Source organism: Chitinophagaceae bacterium, from assembly GCA_016713085.1.
Lineage (GTDB): Bacteria > Bacteroidota > Bacteroidia > Chitinophagales > Chitinophagaceae > Lacibacter.
The window spans coordinates 227,441-250,300 of sequence record JADJPV010000006.1 but is presented as its reverse complement, the minus strand read 5'-3'; the positions used below and the strand labels follow the sequence as shown (position 1 = coordinate 250,300).

7 protein-coding genes and 6 pseudogenes are annotated in these 22,860 nt (G+C 39.6%); 12 read left to right on the top strand and 1 reads right to left on the bottom strand.

Features of this window, described 5'->3' with window-relative positions; genetic code table 11:
* Positions 1 to 273 precede the first annotated feature (273 nt).
* The 9 genes and pseudogenes from IPK31_21820 to IPK31_21780 all read left to right on the top strand — a co-directional run bounded on the left by IPK31_21820 (position 274) and on the right by IPK31_21780 (position 17,864).
* Positions 274 to 1,553 (top strand): annotated as a pseudogene (locus IPK31_21820) (ATP-binding protein).
* Positions 1,553 to 2,263, top strand: coding sequence for an RloB domain-containing protein (locus tag IPK31_21815; protein MBK8090314.1), 711 nt, complete (start codon positions 1,553 to 1,555; stop codon positions 2,261 to 2,263). Before IPK31_21820 ends, IPK31_21815 begins: the two are co-directional and overlap by 1 nt.
* A gap of 319 nt (positions 2,264 to 2,582) precedes the next feature.
* On the top strand, positions 2,583 to 4,100 hold the full coding sequence (locus IPK31_21810; protein ID MBK8090313.1) for a glycoside hydrolase family 28 protein: 1,518 nt from the start codon (positions 2,583 to 2,585) through the stop codon (positions 4,098 to 4,100).
* Positions 4,101 to 4,191: 91 nt separating this feature from the next.
* The gene (locus IPK31_21805; protein ID MBK8090312.1) at positions 4,192 to 6,636 is read left to right on the top strand and encodes a glycosyl hydrolase 115 family protein; all 2,445 of its coding nucleotides are present in this window, start codon (positions 4,192 to 4,194) and stop codon (positions 6,634 to 6,636) included.
* A 260-nt stretch (positions 6,637 to 6,896) separates the two neighbouring features.
* A pseudogene (locus tag IPK31_21800) lies at positions 6,897 to 9,760 on the top strand (glycoside hydrolase family 2).
* Positions 9,761 to 9,843: 83 nt separating this feature from the next.
* Positions 9,844 to 11,978 (top strand): annotated as a pseudogene (locus tag IPK31_21795) (hypothetical protein).
* A 238-nt stretch (positions 11,979 to 12,216) separates the two neighbouring features.
* Positions 12,217 to 15,891 (top strand): DUF4450 domain-containing protein, encoded by a 3,675-nt coding sequence (locus IPK31_21790; protein MBK8090311.1) that lies wholly within the window; start codon positions 12,217 to 12,219, stop codon positions 15,889 to 15,891.
* A 21-nt stretch (positions 15,892 to 15,912) separates the two neighbouring features.
* Positions 15,913 to 16,925 (top strand): annotated as a pseudogene (yiaK, locus tag IPK31_21785) (3-dehydro-L-gulonate 2-dehydrogenase).
* A gap of 9 nt (positions 16,926 to 16,934) precedes the next feature.
* Positions 16,935 to 17,864, top strand: coding sequence for a glycoside hydrolase family 43 protein (locus IPK31_21780; protein MBK8090310.1), 930 nt, complete (start codon positions 16,935 to 16,937; stop codon positions 17,862 to 17,864).
* Positions 17,865 to 17,951: 87 nt separating this feature from the next.
* On the opposite strand, the pseudogene IPK31_21775 reads toward IPK31_21780, so the two are convergent.
* A pseudogene (locus IPK31_21775) lies at positions 17,952 to 19,070 on the bottom strand (MFS transporter).
* 186 nt (positions 19,071 to 19,256) lie between these two features.
* On the opposite strand from IPK31_21775, the gene IPK31_21770 reads away from it, so the two are divergent.
* The 3 genes and pseudogenes from IPK31_21770 (at position 19,257) to IPK31_21760 (ending at position 22,857) form a co-directional block, all read left to right on the top strand.
* Positions 19,257 to 20,720 carry a sialate O-acetylesterase gene (locus IPK31_21770; protein ID MBK8090309.1) on the top strand — a complete coding sequence of 488 codons (1,464 nt, stop codon included), beginning with the start codon at positions 19,257 to 19,259 and terminating at the stop codon, positions 20,718 to 20,720.
* Positions 20,721 to 20,747: 27 nt separating this feature from the next.
* Positions 20,748 to 22,587, top strand: a pseudogene (locus tag IPK31_21765) (rhamnogalacturonan lyase).
* Positions 22,561 to 22,857 (top strand): T9SS type A sorting domain-containing protein, encoded by a 297-nt coding sequence (locus IPK31_21760; GenBank protein ID MBK8090308.1) that lies wholly within the window; start codon positions 22,561 to 22,563, stop codon positions 22,855 to 22,857. The pseudogene IPK31_21765 and the gene IPK31_21760 overlap by 27 nt, the downstream one beginning before the upstream one ends.
* The last annotated feature ends 3 nt before the right edge of the window (positions 22,858 to 22,860 follow it).

Sequence of the window (22,860 nt, the reverse complement as noted above, 5' to 3'; positions counted from 1 at the left end):
TTTTATTTTTAAACAAGTTGATCTTTTTATTTACTATCGACCAGCGCCAGCAAGTGAAACTGCAACCGTGAACCACCGGAACAGCCAGAGCTAACCCAAATTCCACGCTTTACCCCGGACAATTTTATTTTGATTGCTGCGCAGGAGAAGAGCCCACATAATCAAAAAAGCAAGCAATTGGTTAAATTATGTGAATTTTTCTCACTTTATAGCTATTTTATCTTATTTTGCTTCAAATTTGAGAATTTTTCTCGGTTTCTAAACTTATACGCTATGTTACTTGAATTCACAATAGGGAATTTTTTATCCTTTAAAAGCAAAAGACACTAAGTCTTGAAGCTGCTGCCATCAAGGAGCATATTGACACAAACATTGTAAAACTTGACAAACTACAACTACTTCGGGGTGCAGTAATATATGGTGCAAACGCTGGCGGTAAAAGTAACTTTATTAAGGCTATGAGCACAATGCGAAGGATATTAATGCAAAGTTTTGAGGCATCTTCTACCGACGAACTAGGAATAACCCCATTTTTACTAAGCACTGAAACTTCTGACAAACCTTCTTTTTTTGAAATTTTATTTCTGATAGATAACATCAGATACCGCTATGGCTTTGAAGTAGACAATATTTCTATTAAGTCCGAATGGCTTTTTGAAGCAAGAAAAAAAACTGAGAAGCCATTATTCATTAGAGAAGGAGATGGTATTGAGGTTTCTACCAATTTTAAGGAAGCAAAAGACTTAGAAGAAAAAACTAGAGACAATGCTTTGTTTTTATCAGTTATTGACCAGTTTAATGGAGCAACAGCTAAACAAATCATGAAATGGTTTTCAAATTTTATAACAATATCAGGATTATCACACGAACGATATAAAAACGTAACATTTAAGATGTTGGAGGATGGTAATACAAAACCAAAACTGCTCGATTTTTATAAAAAACTGAACCTAGGATGTGATGAAATAGATTTAGAGAAAAAGCCGTTTGACACAAAAGAGATCACTAAAGTTTTTAATGAGGAAATTGCCAAACAATTTTTATCAGACTTTGAAGGGAAAAGTAAAATTGATATAAAGACAATTCACAAAAAATACAATAGCGATAACGAAGTTGTTTCATTTGAAAAGTTTGATATGAGGCGACAGGAATCATCAGGAACAAATAAAGTATTTAACATTTCAGGCCCCGTATTTGATGTTCTAAAAAAAGGTGGAGTATTAATTATTGATGAGCTAGACGCTAGTTTGCATCCCTTAATGACATTAATGATTACAAAACTTTTTAATTCCACTGAATTTAACAAAACTAATGCTCAGCTAATATTTGCAACTCACGACACGAATCTTTTTGAGTACGGACATTATCGAAGAGACCAAATCTATTTTGTTGAAAAAGATGTATACGGAGCTTCAGATTTATACTCATTAGTAGAATACAAAGAAGATGGTGGTAAGAAAATTAGAAAAGACCGCTCATTTGAAAAGGACTATATACAAGGCAGATATGGAGCTATTCCTTTTATTGGTAACCTACATAAACTCTTAAACTAATGGCAAGGAAAATAAAAATTCCTAACCATTTACAAAAGAGACTAGTTAGGGTAAACACTAAAAGAAAAATAAATGTAAGAACGAAAAGGAAGTTCTATTTAATAGTATGCGAAGGAGTGCAAACAGAACCTAATTATTTCGAAGCAATAAAAGAGCGTTTACCAAAAGGAGTTCTAACAGCATGCCATATCGAAATCGAAGGTGCTGGCAGAAATACAGAGTCACTTTTAGATGAAACCATCCGACTTATGGGGAAATGGCATGAAGAAACTGGTCGCCCAATAGACAAAGCTTGGGTCGTTTTTGACAGAGATAGTTTTGAAGCACAACAATTTAACACTGCTATTACCAGGTGTAAACAATCTAAGCCAGAAATAGGGTGTGCATGGAGCAATGAAGCTTTTGAATTATGGTATCTCCTTCATCTAATTTATTTTGACACTGCTATAAGAAGAACTGAATATCAGAGGATGTTAGAAGAACAACTATCTAAAAAAATGGGGAAAGCCTTTGTTTATACAAAAAATAGTAAAGAAATGTTAGACATTCTTTCTAAGTATGGCAATTTAGATTTTGCAATCGAAAATGCGGAAAGACTCGAGAAATTATGGGAAGAACGGGAAGACTATGCAAACCAAAAGCCTTGTACAAAAGTTCATCATTTGATAAATGAATTACGGCTCTTAAAAAAAACTTTCCAGAAAAACTAAAAGCACAAGAAAGGACAGCAGGCAACAAAAGTATTTGCAAAAGCTGGGCTTGACGGAATTCTGATGAGCAGCAAATCAAAATATCAACAGTTATTTATAGATTCATCAGCAGTACCATCGTAATACGCAACGTCCCGAGGCGGAGACGTTGCTGAGAAAAAACGTATCACCTAAAATTTTTGACTCCTATTTTTATCTGTTTGGGGCTAACATTAGTCGATCGAGGAAATTAGTATGTTTTTTTCTTTCTCCCGTAACAGTACAGGATGTTCCTTTCTCCCAACCCGCTTATTTTTATCCCATTGCTAAAGCACGCTGTATGAAAAGATTTCTTTCTGTCATTCTTCTTTCTTGTTTTGTGTTAGCGGTTTCGGCTTCTCCTTCCAACCGATACAATCTGTTGATTGCTCCCGGCACCTTATCCGAAACTTCGGTGGTGTTGTTGTGGGATAAGCAATATGCAAAAGAGGCGGTTCTGTATGAACTGCTGCTCAATGGTAAACTGCATGGCACAACTACCAAAACAAATTATACCATCACAGGTTTGAAACCTGCTGTTGCTTATACCGTTTCGCTGCGGTTGAAACAAACAAAACAAACAACACTGTTTGCACTGAAGTTTAAAACAGCAGCCAAAGGAAAGATTTATAACATTGTTGACTTTGGTGCAAAGGCCGATTCAATCGTTGTAAATACCGTTGCCATTCAAAAAGCCATTGATGCCTGCACAACAGGTGGCACTGTTTATATTCCGAAGGGAACATTTATTTCTGGTGCATTGTTTTTGAAAAGTAATATGACGCTGTATATCGAAAAAGGAGCCATACTCAAAGGGTCTGTAGCTCCCGACGATTATCTGCCCATGATCTTAAACCGGTTTGAAGGATGGGAATTGAAAACCTATGCCAGTTTATTAAATGCCGGTACATTAAACCGTGATGGTTCTTACAATGTAAAAAATCTTCGCATTACAGGTGGCGGCACCATCAGTGGCGGAGGAAGAAAGTTGGGTGATGCTATGTGGAAAACAGGAGGCGAGAGAAGCCGTGGCAGATTGATTTGCCTGATCAATTGCCAGGATGTAAGTATTTCTAACCTTACCATAACAGAACCGCCAAGCTGGACGATCCATTATATCTACAGCGATAATATTACCTGTCACGACTTAAAGATCATTACCTATGGTATCCGCAACAGCGATGGGATTGATCCGGATTCTTCAACCGATTCCTACATTTTCAATTGCAGCTTTGATAATGGAGATGATTGTATTGCGATCAAATCGGGCAAAAACCCGGAAGGATTTTATGTAGGCAAGCCAACAAAAAATGTACGGATAACGGATTGTGATTTCAAGCGTGGTCATGGTATTTCCATTGGCAGCGAAATGAGCGGAGGCGTAAGTGATGTACTGGTGCAGGATTGTAAAGCCGGTGCATTGATCAACGGGTTGCAGATAAAAGGAACCAAAGAACGGGGTGGTTATGTAAAAAATGTAACAGTGGTGGATTGCCAATTGCTGAAGATCACCATTTTCTCAAAACTGAATTACAATAACGATGGTGAAGCAGCACCTGAACCGCCAACCTTTGAAAATTTTATTTTTAAGAATATCGATCTGTCGCAGGCAGATGTAAAAGAACCGGTGATCAATATCAACGGGTTTAAAGATCTGGCACATAAGCTGAAGAATGTGCTGTTCAGCAACATTCTGCTTCCTTCAAACAGTAAAGTGCTCATCAACGATGCAGAACAGGTGAAGTTTGAACAAATCAAAACGGCGAATGGTCAAAAGCCGGAATATATCGTTAACAGCAGCACAGGCATTGTAAATTAGGGGGAAAACAGGCCGTTTCTATTGCAGGACACAGCAGGATAGCTTACCTCCCCAGTACGCTAAATTTACATGCTGTTTTAAACGATTGTGTATGCTGAAGATGATCAAGCCCCTGTTCTGCTGCTGTCTGCTTTTTCTTGTGACTATTTGCAGGGCACAAACCAATACACTGTCGATTTCTGAAAAGCCTTCTTCTTTCTCTTTATTCACTCCTTCATCTGTTGCTGCGATTTGTACCGATGAGCATGATGCAAAAGTGGTAACCATTGCTGCGGATGCTTTTGCAAACGATGTTCAATTAATCAGTGGAAAGCAGATGCCCGTGTTGCATACAGTTCCTTTAAAAGGATTCTGCATTGTTGCCGGTACTATTGGTCAGTCAAAACTCATTGATGATTTGATTGCAAAAAAATTGATTGATGTAACAACAATCAGCAACAAGTGGGAATGTTTTACAATCCAGATTATTACGAGTAGCTCAAAAGAGCGGGCTCTTAAGTCCCCATTTAGGGGCGGAGGGGTACTAGTGATTGTTGGTAGTGATCCAAGGGGAACTGCTTATGGTATTTTTCATTTATCGAAATTGTTGGGTGTTTCGCCCTGGGTTTGGTGGGCCGATGCAGTACCAAACAAAAAGAAGCAACTGTTTATTTCAGGTAGCTATATTTCATCGGCTCCTTCTGTAAAGTATCGTGGCATCTTTTTAAATGATGAAGACTGGGGATTGCAACCATGGGCTGCAAAAACATTTGAACCCGAAACAGGTGATATTGGTCCGAATACCTATGCAAAGATTTTTGAATTACTACTACGCTTGCGGGCAAACCTTATCTGGCCTGCCATGCATCCTTCAACCAAAGCTTTTTTTCACTATCCCGGCAATGCACAAATGGCAACCGATTATGCAATTGTGATCGGCAGTTCGCATGCAGAACCCATGTTGCGTAATAATGTGGATGAATGGAAGGAGAAAACAATGGGTGAGTTTAATTTCATCAGCAATCATGATACCATCTACCGCTATTGGGAAGACAGAGTTATACAAAGCAAAGGATTCAACGCATTTTATACATTGGGGATTCGTGGAGTACACGATAGTAAAATGCTTGGTGCAAATACACTGCAGGAGCAAAAAGAGGTGATGGATAAAGCAGTAAAAGAACAAAGACAACTATTGGTGAAGCATATTAACCCTGCAATTGAAAAAGTACCGCAGGCATTTATTCCTTACAAAGAAGTGCAGGATATTTATGATTATGGTTTTGAAGTACCGCAGGATGTAACATTGGTTTGGTGCGATGATAACTATGGTTATATCCGGCATTTTCCCAATGAAAAAGAACGGACTCAAAAAGGCGGTAACGGTGTGTACTATCATATTTCCTATTGGGGACGGCCGCATGATTATCTCTGGCTGGCAAGCACTCATCCGGCACAGATCTATACGCAAATGCGTGTGGCTTATGAAAAAGGAGCAAAAGAAATGTGGGTGGTGAATGTGGGTGATATTAAACCCGGTGAATATTTAATCGAATTGTTTTTAGAGATGGCATGGAGTATTGATTCCATTGCCAACAATCAAAAAGGATTAGAACAGCATTTGCAGAATTGGCTGGCAAGAGAATTTGGAACTGCAAATGCAAAAGAAATGGGTGCGGTGATGAATGAATATTATCGGTTGGCTTATATCCGCAAGCCTGAATTTATGGGAGCCACAAGAACAGAAGAAAGCGATCCGAAATACAAACTTGTAACTGACTTGTCATGGACTGAAGAAGAAATCAACCAACGTTTGAAAGACTATGCAGTGATCGATGCGAAAACAGTGCAGCTTTCAAAACGCATTTCTTCAACAAAGCAGGATAGCTGGTTCCAGTTGATTGAATACCCGGTAAGAGGCGCAGCAGCGATCAACAGGAAATTATTGTATGCACAACTGGCAAGGCATGGTAAAGCAGAATGGACATTGAGTGATGCTGCATACGATACCATTGCTGCTCTCACCGACAGGTATAACAGTCTTGCTGATGGAAAGTGGAAGTACATGATGGATATGAAGCCAAGAAAACTGGCGGTGTATGATAAAGCAATTCAGCAAACAACGGATCAACCATTGGTACAAACAATAAAACCATTGTTTGTTTTTAATGGAACAGATTATAAAACCTATACCGGTAATAAACCATTGGCACATGGATTGGGTTACCAGCGTGGCGCAATCAGTATAACAAAAGGAAGTGCTGTTTCTTTCGTGTTTACCAGTAACGGCGATTCAGTAAAAGTAGTGTTGGCATTAGCGCCCAATCATCCTGTTGAAGGAACAACGATCCGTTACACAATACAAGTCGATGATGGGTCTGTACAAACCATTGACTATACCACACAGGGAAGGAGTGAAGAGTGGAAGCAGAATGTATTAACCAATCAGGCCATTCGCAGAACAAGACATGCTGTTGGTAAAACTGGAAAACATGTAGTGAAAATTACAGCAGTTGATGAAGGCGTAGTCATCGACCAGGTGAAGCTTTATGAGTGATGTATGATGTATGTACGCCCCGTCAGACGCCTTCGTCGGACGGGGTTAGAATAGCACTGAGCAATAAATGATAAGTGATAAATGATGAATAGAGAAAATGTCCTGTAGGGACATTTGATCGGTAACAGGATAAAAAAGCAGAGGTTCGTTCCGTAGGAACGTTTGATGAGAGAAGGCTGAAAGATTTGTTGCAGTACAAGAGTGCGACGCAACGAAGTATGATAGAAATACAAAAGCGGATAACATAAATAACAACAACAATGAACAAGATGTACAAAGTTTGGTTACTCGTAACTTATAACTTATTACTCATAACTTTTCTGCAGGCACAACAAAAGCAAATTCAATATCTCTCCGGCACCGATGCAAAGAATACTGTTCAATGGGATTTCTTTTGCACCGCAGGTCGTAATAGCGGCGAATGGAAAAAGATCCAGGTGCCGAGCTGCTGGGAGCAGCAGGGCTTTGGTAATTATAATTACGGCCGTGATTATAAGACCAACGGAAAAAACTTTCGCTTCTATGATGAGAAGGGGATGTATAAATACCAGTTCAAAGTTCCTGCATCCATGAAAGGAAAACTGATACAGCTTGTATTTGAAGGAAGCATGACGGATACTGAAGTAAAGATCAATGGAAAATCAGCAGGTGATACACATCGGGGCGCTTTCTACCGGTTTAAATATGATGTGACTTCTTTATTGAATTATGATAAACCAAATACACTGGAAGTAACCGTGAGCAAGATGAGCAGTGATGCCAGTGTAAACAATGCAGAACGTCTTGCTGATTATTGGGTATTCGGCGGCATCTTCCGCCCGGTTTGGCTGGAAGCAACGCCAAAGCAGTATATTGACTATGTTGGTATTGATGCAAAAGCCGATGGCAAATTTGCAATGCAGGTTTGGACAAAAATCTTTTACAAAATGCATTTGTATTAACAACGATTACGGATGTAAATAAAAAAGTGATCTCTACAGTAAAAACTTCTGTATCAAAAGCAGATGAAAATGTAATTGTATCAGCACAGGTTCCCAATATTAAAACATGGACATCTGAATTACCGAACTTATATTCTGCTAATGTAGTTCTGCAGGATGCTTCCGGTAAAAAATTATATGAACTGAATGAGAAGTTTGGTTTCCGCACCATTGAAATAAAATATGGACAGGGTATTTATATCAACGGTACACAGGTGAAATTTAAAGGTGTGAACCGACATTGCTGGTGGCCTGAAACTGCAAGATCGCTGAGTAAAGAACAGGAATTGACTGATGCATTACTATTGAAAGAAATGAATATGAATGCAGTTCGCTGCAGTCATTATCCGCCTGATAAATATTTTTACAGCTTTGTGATAGTCTCGGTATTTATGTATTGAATGAATTAGCCGGCTGGCAAAAATTCTATTCAGCAAAAGCAGGTGAACCATTGGTAAAAGAACTGGTGTTGCGTGATCTGAATCATCCTTCCATTATTTTCTGGGACAATGGAAATGAAGGCGGCACCAACAAAGAACTGGATGATGATTTTACAAAATGGGATTTTCAAAAACGTCCTGTCATTCATCCGCATCATCGACCGGGTAATCATTTTAGCGGCATCGATGGTAATCATTACGAAGACTTTTACAGTACACAAAAAATTCTGAACGATTCATTGATTTATATGCCGACAGAAATGCTGCATTCGCAGGATGATGGTGGAGGTGGCGCAGCAATGGAGGATTTCTGGAACCTGCATTGGAAATCACAAAAGAGTGGTGGTGTATTTATTTGGGCAATGGTGGATGAAGCAATTGTACGCACAGATTTAAATAATGCACTGGATGCAAATGGTTTGAATGCAAACGATGGAATACTTGGTCCGCACCGTGAAAAAGAAGGAAGCTTTTATGCGCTGCGTGAAATCTTTTCACCCATTCAATTAAAACTCGGCACACAGTTGCCTGCGAACTTTAATGGAACTATTGAATTGGAAAACCGGTATCATTTTCTCAATACCAGTCAATGCAGTTTTTATTGGGCATTGGTTGACTACAGCAAACCCTTTGACCGTTTTGATGGTTATATCGTAAAGAAAAAGGCACTGCATCTTTTCCAGCCATTGAAGCAACAAAAACAGGATCATTGCAATTGCAGTTACCTGCTGATTATAAAAATTATGATGCACTGGTGATTGTGGCGAAAGATAATTTCGGCAGGGAGATTTACAAATGGACTTCCAGTATTAAAAGTAATGCGGTACAGCTGAATGGTTTTGTTACAGTAAAGAATGATTCAACGGTTATTAAAGAAACAGATACGGTGTATTCAATCACAGGGGGAGAAGTAACAGTAGTGCTGGATAAAAAAACAGGTAACCTTGTTACAACAAGAAATACAGCGAATGATTATGTGTTATCATTTAACAACGGCCCTGTACTGGTAAAAGGAACTGCAGCCGTTGTATCATCAAGGTCTTATAAGGAAGGAACGAATTCTGTTGTTGAGTTTACTTACAGTGGTAACATGAAATATGTTCGCTGGAAAATCAACGCAAGCGGATGGACAACGATGGAATATGAGTACAGCCTGGAAGGTGATCAGCCGTTTGCAGGGATCAGTTTTAATTATCCGGAGAATTATATTTTATCAAGCCGTTGGTTAGGTAAAGGTCCTGTTCGTCAATGGAAAAACAGGTTGGCAGGTACACCTGTAAATGTTTGGCAGAATATTTATAACAACTCACATACGGGTTATTCTCCTGCTGTATATCCTGAGTTTAAAGGATATTATGGGGAAGTAAACTGGATGGAGCTGAGTACGGTTGAAGGTAAACTGTACGTGGCATCACCAGATAGTGGATTGTTTGTCCGTCTCTTTGATTTTTATGCATTGAGCAGTGCCACCAAACCGCATCCTGAATTACCAACCGGGAATATTTCTTTTTTGGATTGCATTCCACCGATTGGTACCAAACTGGCAACAGGTTTAACAACCAATACAAGAGTGTACGGACCAAAGAGTGAACTGAATCATGTAAGCGGAAGCAAGAAGCGTACCTTGTATTTCTATTTTGGTATGCCAAAGACAACTGACAGAAAGAAAATTATAGTCGCCCGGCAGTAGATAATGTATTCTGATCATTGGTATAAAGACATGAAGACGCAAAGGAAAACATGAAGCTTCTTTGTTTCAGCGAACTTGGTGGCGATAAAACAATAAAATGAAATTCAACTTTTCTTCTTTTCTTCTTTGCGCTTCTTTCTGCCTTAGTGTCTTTGTGGCAACCTCGCAACCCATCAACCGTGAAACAGTAGTGAAACGCCACAATGTAAAAGTGAACAAGATTGATTCACTTTCATCACTCACTGTTGGCAATGGCAATTTCGCATTTACAGTTGATGCAACAGGTATGCAGAGTTTTCCTGATGCCTATATAAAAGGAGTGCCGTTGGGAACACAATCGGTATGGGGCTGGCACAGCTTTCCCAATACGGAAAACTTGCGGGTAGAAGAAGCACAGAAAGTATATGAACTGGAAGGAAGAAAAATTTCTTACACCGTACAGCCGAAAGAAGGGGGCAGGGTGAAGATGGCAGTAGAATATTTTCGTGTTAATCCACATCGTTTGCAATTGGGCAATATTGGTTTGGAAATAAAAAAGAATGATGGAACGCTTGCAACAGAAAAAGATATTCAAAAGATCAGCCAGGAATTGAATTTGTGGACGGGAGTAATCATCAGCAACTTTACAGTAGAAGGTGTACCTGTAAAAGTTACAACAGCCGCACATCAGCAACACGATGCTGTTTCGTTTCGTATTGAATCACCATTACTATCCAATAAAAGAATTACTGTCCGTTTGCATTTCCCTTATCCAAATGCACAGTTTAAAGACGGTGGAGATAATTTCAAGAGCGATGAAAAACACAGTTCAACATTATCAAGTAGTACGGGTAGTGCACTCATCAAACGAACATTCGATACAACTAATTATTATGTTGATGTGAATTGGTCTTCGTCTGCAACAATTAAAAAAGCAGACACTCATTATTTTCTGTTACAACCAACGTCTGGAAAGGGTTTGTTTGAATGCAGCTTCAGTTTTTCAGAGAAGAAACCTGTAACAACCATCACCAACTATTCTAAAACGAAACAGAGCAGTGAACTCTCATGGAAAAAATTCTGGTTAAGTGGTGGTGCTGTTGATTTTTCACAGGTAAAAGAAGCAAGAGCATTTGAACTGGAACGCAGAGTTGTGTTATCACAATATCTCACGAAAGTAAACTGTGTATCTGCTTATCCGCCACAGGAAACAGGATTAACTTATAACAGCTGGTATGGTAAACCACATTTAGAAATGCATTGGTGGCATGCCGTGCATTTTGCACAATGGGGAAGACCAGAGTTGATGGAAAAAAGTCTCGACTGGTATTTTACTGTTGCGGAAAAAGCAAAGTTGATTGCCAAGCGACAAGGCTTTGAAGGTTTGCGTTGGCAAAAGATGACAGATAATAATGGTGATGAAGCTCCATCTTCTGTTGGTGCATTTCTCATTTGGCAACAACCGCATTTTATTTATATGGCGGAGTTGATGTATCGTCATAACCCAAATAGCAAAACATTAAATAAGTACAAAGAGTTATTGTTTGCTACAGCCGATTTTATGGCATCGTTTCCTTCGTACAATCAACAAACAAAAAAATATAATCTTGGTAAAGGATTGATCCCTGCGCAGGAATGTTTTGATGCAGTATCAACTTTCAATCCAACCTATGAATTGTCTTACTGGAGCTGGGCCTTGGAAGTTGCACAGCAATGGAGAGTACGTTCAGGTTTGCCAAGAGAAAAGAAATGGGATGAGATCATTAACAATCTTGCACCATTGCCACAGTTGAACGGTGTTTATCTGGCAGCTGGCAACACACCTGACTGTTATGAAAAAGGATCAAAGTATTTAACTGATCATCCGGCAGTGTTGGGTGCTTACAGTACGATCCCTGCTGCAAACGGATTGGATACAGTGGTAATGAAAAAACTTATTTTACCGTATTGGAAAAATGGGATTGGAATGAAACATGGGGTTGGGATTATCCCCTGATGGCAATGACAGCAGCACGTTTGCATATGGGTGAAGAAGCAGTAAATGCATTACTGATGCCTGTTAGAACAAATACGTATTTAATCAATGGACATAATTTCCAGGATGATCGTTTAACGATCTATCTGCCGGGCAATGGTGGTGTGTTGAATGCTGTTGCATTGATGTGTACAGGTGCTGATGCAGACAAAGGAATCAATGCAGGCTTTCCAAAAACATGGAAAGTGAAATGGGAAGGGTTGAAGAAAATGTTTTAAAACCCCTCCGCCCCCTGAAGGGGGAACTGCAACACACAGCCCTTGAAGCCTCATCCCGACCTTCTCCAAAGGAGAAGGCCATCAACACACAGCCCTTGCTTTTCGCAAAAGCTGATTAAAAGAATTGGGTTGATGTGTTGAGTAAATAGATAAAGCAGATGTGGTAGATAAACGATTCAATAAAAAATTAAAGTACCGCCTCCTCTCTACGGGAGAGGAGGAAGGGAGGAGAGGCTAAATGAAACAAATTATACTTCTTACACTATTAATTTCTGCATGGCAGTTCTCATTCTGTCAAGAGAAAAAATCATGGCATGGAATTGAACGCCAGGTTCGTTATCATCCCGAAGGGAATGATATTGTAATTGAGAATGGGAACAGGCGTTTCACTAGAGCCTTGTATGGTACCAATACTGCCTTTCGTGCAGAAGCTGGTGATCTTCCGGAGTTTGCAATGTATATGCCGGGCATGGGTGGTAATATAAAATTCGGACTGGCAAATAATGACAGCAGCAAATGGTTGATTTATGCTGATAAAATAACTGCACGTTACCGCCCCGGCAGTATGATTTATGTAATTGAAGATAAAATGCTGAGCAAAGGAAAGCTGCATCTTAGTATTCTTGCCATGGCTGATGCAGAGGGTGTGATTATTAAGTTGCAGTTTGAAAACGTTCCATCATCTATAAAATTAATTTATGCTTATGGAGGTGCCTCAGGAAAAAAATTCAGTCGTGATGGTGATATGGGCCCTGATCCTGAAAGCAGTTTTTATTTAAAACCGGAATACTGCACGGATAACAGTTATGTGATAAACAACAATAATTTCCTGTTGAAATATGGAACAGGTGTGGTTGCTGAATGGGATCCATATGTAAATAAAAACTTTGCAACTGATACGGTCAAACCTGTTACTGTGAGCAAAGAACAACAGCTGATTGGTTTTGTTCCTCCTTCCATGCAATTACATATTGGGGATGCTGCACAACAAAAATCCCCGGATCTGTTATATCATTCAGCAAAAAGCAAAGCTTCATTGATAACAGGAAGACTGGATGTAAAAAATAATGAAGTTTATTATTTCGCCATCCAAAAACCCGGCAGTAAAAAATCGATTTCTTATACTGAATCTGAAAAAATATACAGCAAAGCAGAGGCTGCAAGACGTAAGATTGCTGATCGGGTTAAAGTAGTTACTCCGGATAAATACATCAACACATTAGGTGGAGTTTTAGGAATTACAGCAGATGCTGTTTGGGAAAATCCAACATTCATGCATGGTTCTATTGGGTGGAGGATGCGTTTAAATGGATGGCGTGGTCCGTATGTTGGTGATGTGTTGAGTTGGCACGACAGGGCAAACACACATTTTAAAGCATATGCTTTATCGCAAATTACTGCACCTTTGACTGGCCCTCTTGTAATGGATACAGCACTGCACCTTGCAAGAACACTGGAAAAAATCGGGACCTCTGTTTTTACCAGCGGATATATTTGTCGTAATCCAAATGGTGATATCCGTGCTCATCATTATGATATGAACCTGGTTTATATTGATGCATTGCTGCGTCATTTATTCTGGACAGGTGATTTAACTTTTGCAAAAGAAATATGGCCTGTTATTACCCGGCATCTTGCATGGGAGAAAAGAAATTTTGATCCTGATAATGATGGGCTCTACGATGCGTATGCAGTCATCTGGGCAAGCGATGCATTGCAATACAGTGGAGGAGCAGTTACACATTCATCAGCTTATAATTATAAAGCCAACAGGGATGCAGCAATGATTGCAAAACTGATTGGTGAAGATGGAACTGCTTATGAAGCAGAAGCTGCCAAAATTTTGAAAGCAATCAATACTGTTTTGTGGATGCCTTCACAAGGAACTTATGCAGAATTTAAAGACATGATGGGTAACAAGTTGTTGCATACAAGTGCTGGATTATGGACCATGTATCACAGTATTGACAGTGATGTGCCGGATCTTTTCCAGGCATATCAAAGCATGAAATATATCGATAAAAATATTCCGCATATTCCTGTAACAGCAAAAGGACTGGAAGATGGTTATTATACAGTAAGTACAACAAACTGGATGCCTTACGAATGGAGTTTGAATAATGTGGCTACTGCGGAAGTGATGCATACTGCATTGGCCAACTGGCAGGCCGGAAGAAATGAAAAAGGGTTTAATTTATTTAAGAGTGAATTATTATCTACCATGTATCTCGGTGGCAGTGCAGGTAACATCGGACAAATATCTTTTTATGATGCTGCCCGTGGTGAATCTTACCGTGATTTTGCTGATCCAGTTGCAATGACTGCAAGAAGCCTGGTTGAAGGCTTGTTTGGAATCTTACCGAATGCTTTGAAAGGAGAACTGGTAATAAAGCCTGGTTTCCCTTCCGCATGGAATCATGCATCCATCAGCGTACCTGATATTAGTGTTGATTTTAAACGAAACGGCAAAGAAGATCGTTATACCATTATTCCATCTCTCGGAAAAAAGATGAAATTGAAATTAGTAGTAAAAGCAAATGGAGCCAATGTTCAGTCTGTAATAGTGAACGGTAAAAAAACAACATGGAAAAATGTTGAAGATGTAATAGGATCGCCTGCAATTGAAGTGAGCAGTGGAGTACAGGATAAATATGTCATCAGCATCATATGGTCAGGAAACAGCACAGCGGTATCTGGTCTGCAACCACATTATACAAACGGAGCAAAACTTAATTTGCAATTTTCCGGTACTGAAATTCAAAGCATATCCGATCCGCAGCAAATCTTACAATCGGTACAAAACAATAAGGAAAAAGTTTCAGCAGTAATCAATGCTGTGAAAGGAAGCTATACTGTTTTTGTAAAGCTGAAACAGAATGATTTCATTTGGTGGCAACCGTTGGATATAACTGTGAAAGATGCCGTTGAAATAACAGCTTCCTTCAATCAGCCAAGGAACAGCCTGGAATTCAGTATCGTTAATAACAGCAATTCAATACTAAAGGGAAATCTGATCATTAATTCAGATGTTCATCCATTTACCAGAGTATTGGAATTACAGCCCAATGGTAGTTACAAGCAAGCGAATGTAGAAAAGCAGTATGTTATTCCCGGTTCCAATACCATTTCTTTTGTAGCGAATGAAACCACAGTTCATCAACAAATCGTTAATTGGAATACAGATCAACCGTTTGGGAAAACTGAACAGGTCGATTTAACGAAACTGTTTAACGATAAAGTCACGAAAATATTCAGGAACCAGTATCTCTCACCAAGACCACAGGTAGCTACACTGCAATTACCTACACAGGGAATCGGAGAATGGACGCATCCATTATTAACGGCTGACATCAATGACAGAGGTTTAAGGAAATTAGCAGGTGAATCAAACAGGATCGTTTTACCGCAGGGTATTTCTTTCGCCACTCCTTCAGATACGTTACAATCAAATATCCTGTTTACTTCTCAATGGGATAATTATCCCAAAGAAGCTATCGTTCCGCTAACAGGCAAAGCATCGCATGCTTATTTGCTGATGGCAGGATCGACCAACCCGATGCAAAGCAGGATGGTGAATGCTGCGGTGATCATATCCTATACTGATAATACATCCGATACATTATTGTTGAAAAACCCTGAAACATGGTGGCCCATCGAGCAGGATTATATGGATGATGGGTTTGCTTTTACCATTGATGCAGCACGACCTGTACGTATTCATTTAAAGACAGGAAAAATTGTATCTGACTACGATAACACTATTGCAGCTTACAAAGGAAAAATGATTGATGGCGGGGCAGCTACGGTTTTAGATCTGCCATTGAATAAAAATAAAACCCTGAAAGAATTAAAATTGCAAACCATTGCCAATGATGTGGTGATTGGACTGATGAGTGTAACTTTAATCAGGTGATCCATTTCATTAAACATTTAAATGAGTAATCAAACTGTTTATATTAAGGCATCTGAAATGTCAGCGAGGTTTGAGTCAATTCTCAACAGGGAAGGGTTTGCAGCAGAAAAATCAAAGATGCTTGCAGAGGTATTTACACAAAGCAGTATGGATGGTGTTACTTCTCATGGCGTGAACAGGTTTAAACGGTTTGTAGAATATACAAGAAATGGAATTGTAGATAAGAATGCAGAACCGGTGCTTACAGGAAAGTTCAATGGAATGGAGCAATGGAACGGACAGCTTGGTCCGGGAATTTTGAATGCACAGTTTGCTGCAGATCAATCCATGAAACTTGCTGGTGAATATGGAATTGGTTGTGTGGCTTTATCAAATACCAATCACTGGATGCGTGGCGGAACTTACGGATGGCAGGCAGCAAAGAAAGGTTTTGTATTTATAGGATGGACAAACACTACCGGCCTCATGCCGGCATGGGGTGCTGTTGATGCAAGGCTGGGAAATAATCCGCTTGTTATTGCAGTTCCTTTTCAACATGAAGCAATTGTTCTTGATATGGCTGTTTCACAATTTTCAAATGGTGCACTGGAACTGAAAGCCATGAATGATGAAATGCTGAGTGTTGATGGTGGATATGATGAACATGGTCAGCTTACAAAAGATCCTTCTGCAATTCTTGCTTTCAAACGTCCTGTTCCTGTTGGATACTGGAAAGGTGCCGGTCTTTCATTATTGCTGGATTTGCTTGCTGCAATTTTATCTGGCGGATTATCTGCACATGAAATCACAAAGAAAGAAACGGAGCATAGTTTGTCGCAGGTGTTTATTGCAATTGATCTTTCAAAATTGTCCAATCATTCATCCATTCCTCAACTGATTGAACGGGTCATTGCAGATTATAAACAGTCTGTTCCGGCGAATGCTGAAGCAAAAATTGCCTACCCCGGTGAACGTGTTCTGCAGGCAAGAGAAAAAATCTGCAAAATGGAATTCCTGTGTTGGAAAATATCTGGAATGAAATTTTAAACTTATAACAGAAAGCAATGAAACGAATTTATACAGCACTGGTTGGTTTGTTTTTTTTAAGTGCAGTAGTTGCACAGTCGGGCGACAGTGTTCGTGTGTTTGCCTATTTCAAAAATAACGGGCAGGATGGTTTGCATCTTGCTTACAGTTTTGATGGGTTACAATGGAAAGCATTGAAGAATGACAGCTCTTTTTTAAAGCCTGTTGTTTCAAAAGATAAACTGATGCGTGACCCCTGCATTATCCGTGGTGCTGATGGTTTGTTTCATGTGGTATGGACAGTAAGCTGGAATGAGAAAGGAATCGGTTATGCATCATCAGCTGATTTGATTCACTGGAGTGAACAACAATTTATTCCTGTGATGCAGCAGGAAGATTCTGCACGCAACTGCTGGGCTCCTGAAATTACCTATGATGCAAAGAAGAAACAATACATGATCTATTGGGCAACAACCATCTCCGGTAAATACAAAGCTGATCCAAAAGTAGAGAGCGGTTACAATCATCGGATGTATTATGTGCTGACAAAAGACTTTAAAACCTTCAGCAAAACAAAATTACTTTACGACAAAGGTTTCAATGTGATTGATGCAACGATTGTTCCTGACGGAAAACGGTTTATCATGTTTCTGAAAGATGAAACAAGAGAACCTGCGCAGAAAAATATTAAGATCGCTACGAGTAAAAAATTAAACAGCGGTTACAGCAATGCAACTGCACCAATCACCGGTAATTACTGGGCTGAAGGTCCAACAACATTAAAGCTGAATAATACCTGGATTGTTTACTTTGATAAATACCGTGATCATAAATACGGAGCCATACAATCAGCTGATTTGATTAACTGGACAGATATTTCAGATAAAATTTCCCTGCCAAAAGGTATCCGTCATGGAACAATCTTTACGATCAGCAGAAAAGAATTTGAATTGTTGCAGAATTTGTGAGTGAGCCAGGTATGCCATATCTGCTCAGTAAAATAAATTTGTCAGGTTGCTTTAGATATAGCATACCTAAGGCAACCGAAATAAGTCTCACGCAAGCTTTATCTTACTGATCATATAACTGATCACCAAACCAAGCAATGCAATTACGGCAAACGAATAACGTAATCCAGCCAGCTCTGCAATATAGCCGATCAACGGAGGCCCCATTAGGAAACCAAGAAAACCAACACCTGAAACTGTAGCAATGGCAATACCACTTGACACATCTTTTACTTTACCTGCTGTGCTGTACACCAAGGGGATAATACTGCTTACGCCAAAACCAACAATCAAAAAGCCGATGGTAGACATAATGATGTTCGGGAATAATACCGCTGTCATCATACCGGTAAAGATTAACACACCACTTAGCCGCACCATTTTCGTACGGCCAAAACGTTCAGCCAGTTTATCGCCTGTAAAACGTCCTGTTGCCATCATAATCATGAAGGAAGCATAACCCAACGATACCAGTTCTCCTTTTACTCCTACTACTTCTTTGAAGTAAACACCGCTCCAGTCGAACATACAACCTTCGGCACTCAAACAACAGAAAGCGATCAATCCTAATTGCAACAACAAACCTTTCGGCATCTGGAATCTTTTAAACGAAGAAGCAGAGCGACTGGTAGGCGTAATGATGAGATATTTCTGAAATAAAATATTCAGTGTAATCACAATCGCAGCAATGATCATAAAATGATACATGGGTACTAATTCCAAACGCATCATCAACAAACCAACCAAGGCGCCTGTAAAACCGGCGGTGCTCCACACACCATGAAAGGATGCAAGAATAGAACGTCCAAACAATGCTTCTGCATTTACAGCTTGTGTGTTTACTGAAATGTTGCAAAGGTTACCGGTTAATCCAAAAAGATAGAGTCATAAAGCCAGTTGCCAGGATGTAGTTGTTGATCCAATGATGATGAGCGTTAAGGCATATCCGGCGGCAGCTAGCCGCAACACGTATTTGCTTCCGAAACGTGTAGCCAGTTTTCCGCTGAAGGGCATCATGGTCAATTGTCCGGCGGGTAGTGCCAGTAAAATGCTGCCTAATGCAGCTTCCGATAAATGCAAAGTAGTTTTAATATCAGGTATGCGGCTTGCCCAACTTGCAAAACAAATTCCCTGACAAAAAAAGAAGACCGAAACGGCAATTCGCATCTGCAGTTTGGAATACTGGCCTGGTAATGGTGAGATAGTGATCAATGATTTAAGGAAAACGCAAATTTACTTGAAAACCGCTCATCATAAATATTATATGTCAGCCTGAAAACAATTGCTTTTGCAGGATGCCGCAGGACGGATAAGCTTCTTTGAGTGAGTACTTTAGACAGCTAAACTATTGCCATGTTTCGCTTGCCGGAGTTTCGTTTCCTTTTCCTCAGTTTATTGCTTTTCTGTACATCCGGATCAGTTGCACAATTAAAAATTTCTGCTGTTTTTTCAGATAATATGGTTCTTCAACGGGATAACCCATTGCCGGTTTGGGGAAAGGCAAATCCCGGAACAACCGTAATAGTTTCCTTTCTTTCACAACAAAAAACTGCAACAGCAACTAAGGATAGTAACTGGTCAGTTATATTAGATCCACTACAACTTTCTGCAACTCCTGCTGATCTTGTGATTAAAGCAGAATCAACGATTACTTTTCATAATGTATTGGTTGGTGATGTATGGCTTTGTTCAGGGCAGAGTAATATGGAATATCCATTAGACAGAAGATTAAAAAAATATGCAGCACCAAAAAACGGAACCGATCTTTCGGCAGATGAAGTAAATAAACCGAACAAACCAAGTGCCATCCGTTATTTATATGTGGAACGTGTACTGAATAAATTCCCTGAACTGCCAACAAAAGGATGGAAAGATGGAAATGATACAATTGTAAGATATGTTTCTGCTATCGGTTATTTCTTCGCCAAAGAAATTTATGAAAAAACAAATGTGCCCATCGGTATTATTTCAACTTCATGGGGCGGAACAAGAATTGAACAATGGACTCCAGCGTCAGCATACAAACAATATGGTGCATTTAAACAATTTATTACAAGTGATACATTTAAGATTGATGGAATGCACCCGGGCCAGATGTATAAAGGAATGATGGAACCGTTGATTCCATTTGCAGTAAAAGGAGTACTCTGGTACCAGGGCGAAAGTAATTGCATGATTGAAGACCAGGCAACTTATCTTGAAAAATTTGGAGTATTTGTGAAATCATGGAGGACTTTATTCAATGGTGATCCGCTACCTTTTTATACCGTGCAGATTTCACCTTTTTTATATACATCAAGAAAAGACCCTAAGAAGCATAGTGCGGAGTTATTGCCAAAATTCTGGGAAGCACAGGCAATGTGTACAGTTATACCTGGGACAGATATGATTGTAACAACCGACCTGGTTGATAATTTAAAAGATATTCATCCTTCTTACAAATGGGTAGTTGCACATCGCCTGGCACTTAAAGCATTAGCAAGAGAGTATGATCATAATGTGGGTGAGTCATCAGGCCCTGTTATTAAATCAGTAAAAAGAAAAAGGAATAAACTTATACTCAGTTTTTCACATGCAGGAAATGGATTAATCAGCAGCGATGGGCAACCGTTAAGCTGGTTCAGCATTGCAGGGAAGGATGGAATATTTGTACCTGCAACTGCGGTGATAAAAAATAATAGAGTTGAAGTTTTTTCAGCAGAAATAAAAAAGCCAAAGTATATACGCTTTGCATGGAATGAAGCAGCACAGCCCAACTTGTTTAATAAAGATGGACTGCCTGCTATGCCTTTCCGTACAGACAGATTCAGTAACTGATAATGAATTGAAACAGAAATGATCAGCATGTGGATTCATATAAATAAAAAAATTACAGTAGTTACAGTAACTGTTTTGTTCTGCTTTTTGCAGCAAACTGTTTTTGCACAGCGATTGATGGAGAACCTTGACAGGGGCACAGTGGCTGTGCGTACAAGTGCCAATGAAGTATTTCTCAGCTGGCGTTTATTCGGTACTGATCCTGACAATACAACTTTTAATATTTACCGTGATGCTGTTAAAATTAATGCAACTCCAGTAACCGGTGCAACCAATTATAAGGATAACGTTTCTGTAAATGGAAATTATGTAGTAAAGGCAGTGATCAACGGAACAGAAGAAACAAATAGTAAAGCAACAGCTGTCTGGTCGCAGCAATACAAGCAGATTCCGATACAGCAACCGGTGGGCGGAACAACTCCGGATGCAGTTGCTTATACTTACACTGCCAATGATGCAAGTGTGGGGGATGTGGATGGAGATGGTGAATATGAAATTATTTTAAAGTGGGATCCCACAAATTCAAAAGATAATTCACAATCAGGTTATACCGGAAATGTATACCTCGATGCATATAAACTGAATGGAACAAGACTTTGGCGAATTGATTTAGGAATTAATATCCGTGCAGGAGCACATTACACACAGTTTTTGGTTTATGATTTTGATAGCGATGGTAAAGCTGAAGTGGCCTGCAAAACCGGTGATGGTACAAAAGATGGTATTGGAACAGTAATAGGCGATGGAACAAAAGATTACCGCAATGGAAGTGGGTATATTTTATCCGGTCCTGAATACTTAACAGTGTTCAATGGTTTAACAGGAGCTGCAATGGATACAAAAAATTATACTCCTGCAAGAGGAACAGTTAGCAGTTGGGGTGATAGTTATGGCAACCGTGTTGATCGTTTTATTGCCTGTGTTGCTTATCTCGATGGAGTAAAACCAAGTATGATCTTTGGTCGTGGATATTATACAAGACTTGTTCGCAGTGCATGGGACTTTACAAACGGGCAACTTGTACAGCGCTGGATCTTTGACAGTAATACATCAGGTAATGGCAGCTACGCAGGAATGGGTAATCACCAGATGACGGTTGGAGATGCAAATGGCTGATGGTAAAGATGAAATATATAATGGTTCAAGTGCTGTGAATTATGATGGCACTGGTTTTTTCTCCAATGGATTGGGACATGGAGATGCATTGCACATGACAGATATGGATCCTGATCGTCCGGGTTTAGAAATTTGGCAGTGTTATGAGGAACCTGCAAAGTATGCAGGCAAAGGATTACGTATAATTGATGCTGCAACAGGTCAATCAATTTGGGGTGTAAATACAACCGGCGATGTCGGCCGTGCTTTAGCAGGTGATATTGATCCACGTTACAAAGGATATGAGTGCTGGGGTACAAACACTCTTTATAATTGTAAAGGTGATTCTATCGGACCATCACGCCCGAGTATTAATCATGCAGTGTGGTGGGATGGTGATTTGTTGCGTGAAATTTTAGATGGTGATGTGCTGGATAAATGGAATTACAATACCAATAGTTCAAACCGGTTGTTAACGCTTTACCAGACAGGTTTGGGATACGGAGGTTCTAACAATTCAACCAAGAAGAATCCCTGTTTAACAGCTGATATTCTTGGTGACTGGAGAGAAGAGATCATTCTCCGCAGCACCGATAATCAATTCCTGAATATTTATACAACAGTGAATGAAACAACGCATCGCATCTATACACTCATGCACGATCCGCAGTACCGTTTAGCGATTGCGTGGCAAAATGCTGCATACAATCAACCGCCACATCCCGGCTTTTATTTGGGAGAAGGAATGGCTGCAGCACCAAAACCCAACATTCAACTGGTGAATAATGTAACAACTCCTGTAAGAGATGTTTCAGTAACAGATTTGGCAGTTGATGTATTTCCTAACCCGTCAGTAAAATCATTTATTATTAAACTGAACAGCTCGTATACCTTCCAGGTGTTTGATACAAATGGAAGACTGATCTTACAGGGAAATGGAAACGGAACAATAGAAACAGGAAATGAGTTGCAGCCTGGAGTTTATTTTCTGAAAATACAATCGAAGAAAAAATCAAGTACACAAAAAATCATTAAAAAATAAACA

Excerpts from the sequence above, each read along its gene's own strand:
- IPK31_21760 (MBK8090308.1), top strand. The coding sequence starts at position 22,561 with ATGGCTGCAGCACCAAAACCCAACATTCAACTGGTGAATAATGTAACA.
- IPK31_21815 (MBK8090314.1), top strand. The coding sequence starts at position 1,553 with ATGGCAAGGAAAATAAAAATTCCTAACCATTTACAAAAGAGACTAGTT.
- IPK31_21810 (MBK8090313.1), top strand. The coding sequence starts at position 2,583 with ATGAAAAGATTTCTTTCTGTCATTCTTCTTTCTTGTTTTGTGTTAGCG.
- IPK31_21780 (MBK8090310.1), top strand. The coding sequence starts at position 16,935 with ATGAAACGAATTTATACAGCACTGGTTGGTTTGTTTTTTTTAAGTGCA.
- IPK31_21790 (MBK8090311.1), top strand. The coding sequence starts at position 12,217 with ATGAAACAAATTATACTTCTTACACTATTAATTTCTGCATGGCAGTTC.
- IPK31_21770 (MBK8090309.1), top strand. The coding sequence starts at position 19,257 with ATGTTTCGCTTGCCGGAGTTTCGTTTCCTTTTCCTCAGTTTATTGCTT.
- IPK31_21805 (MBK8090312.1), top strand. The coding sequence starts at position 4,192 with ATGCTGAAGATGATCAAGCCCCTGTTCTGCTGCTGTCTGCTTTTTCTT.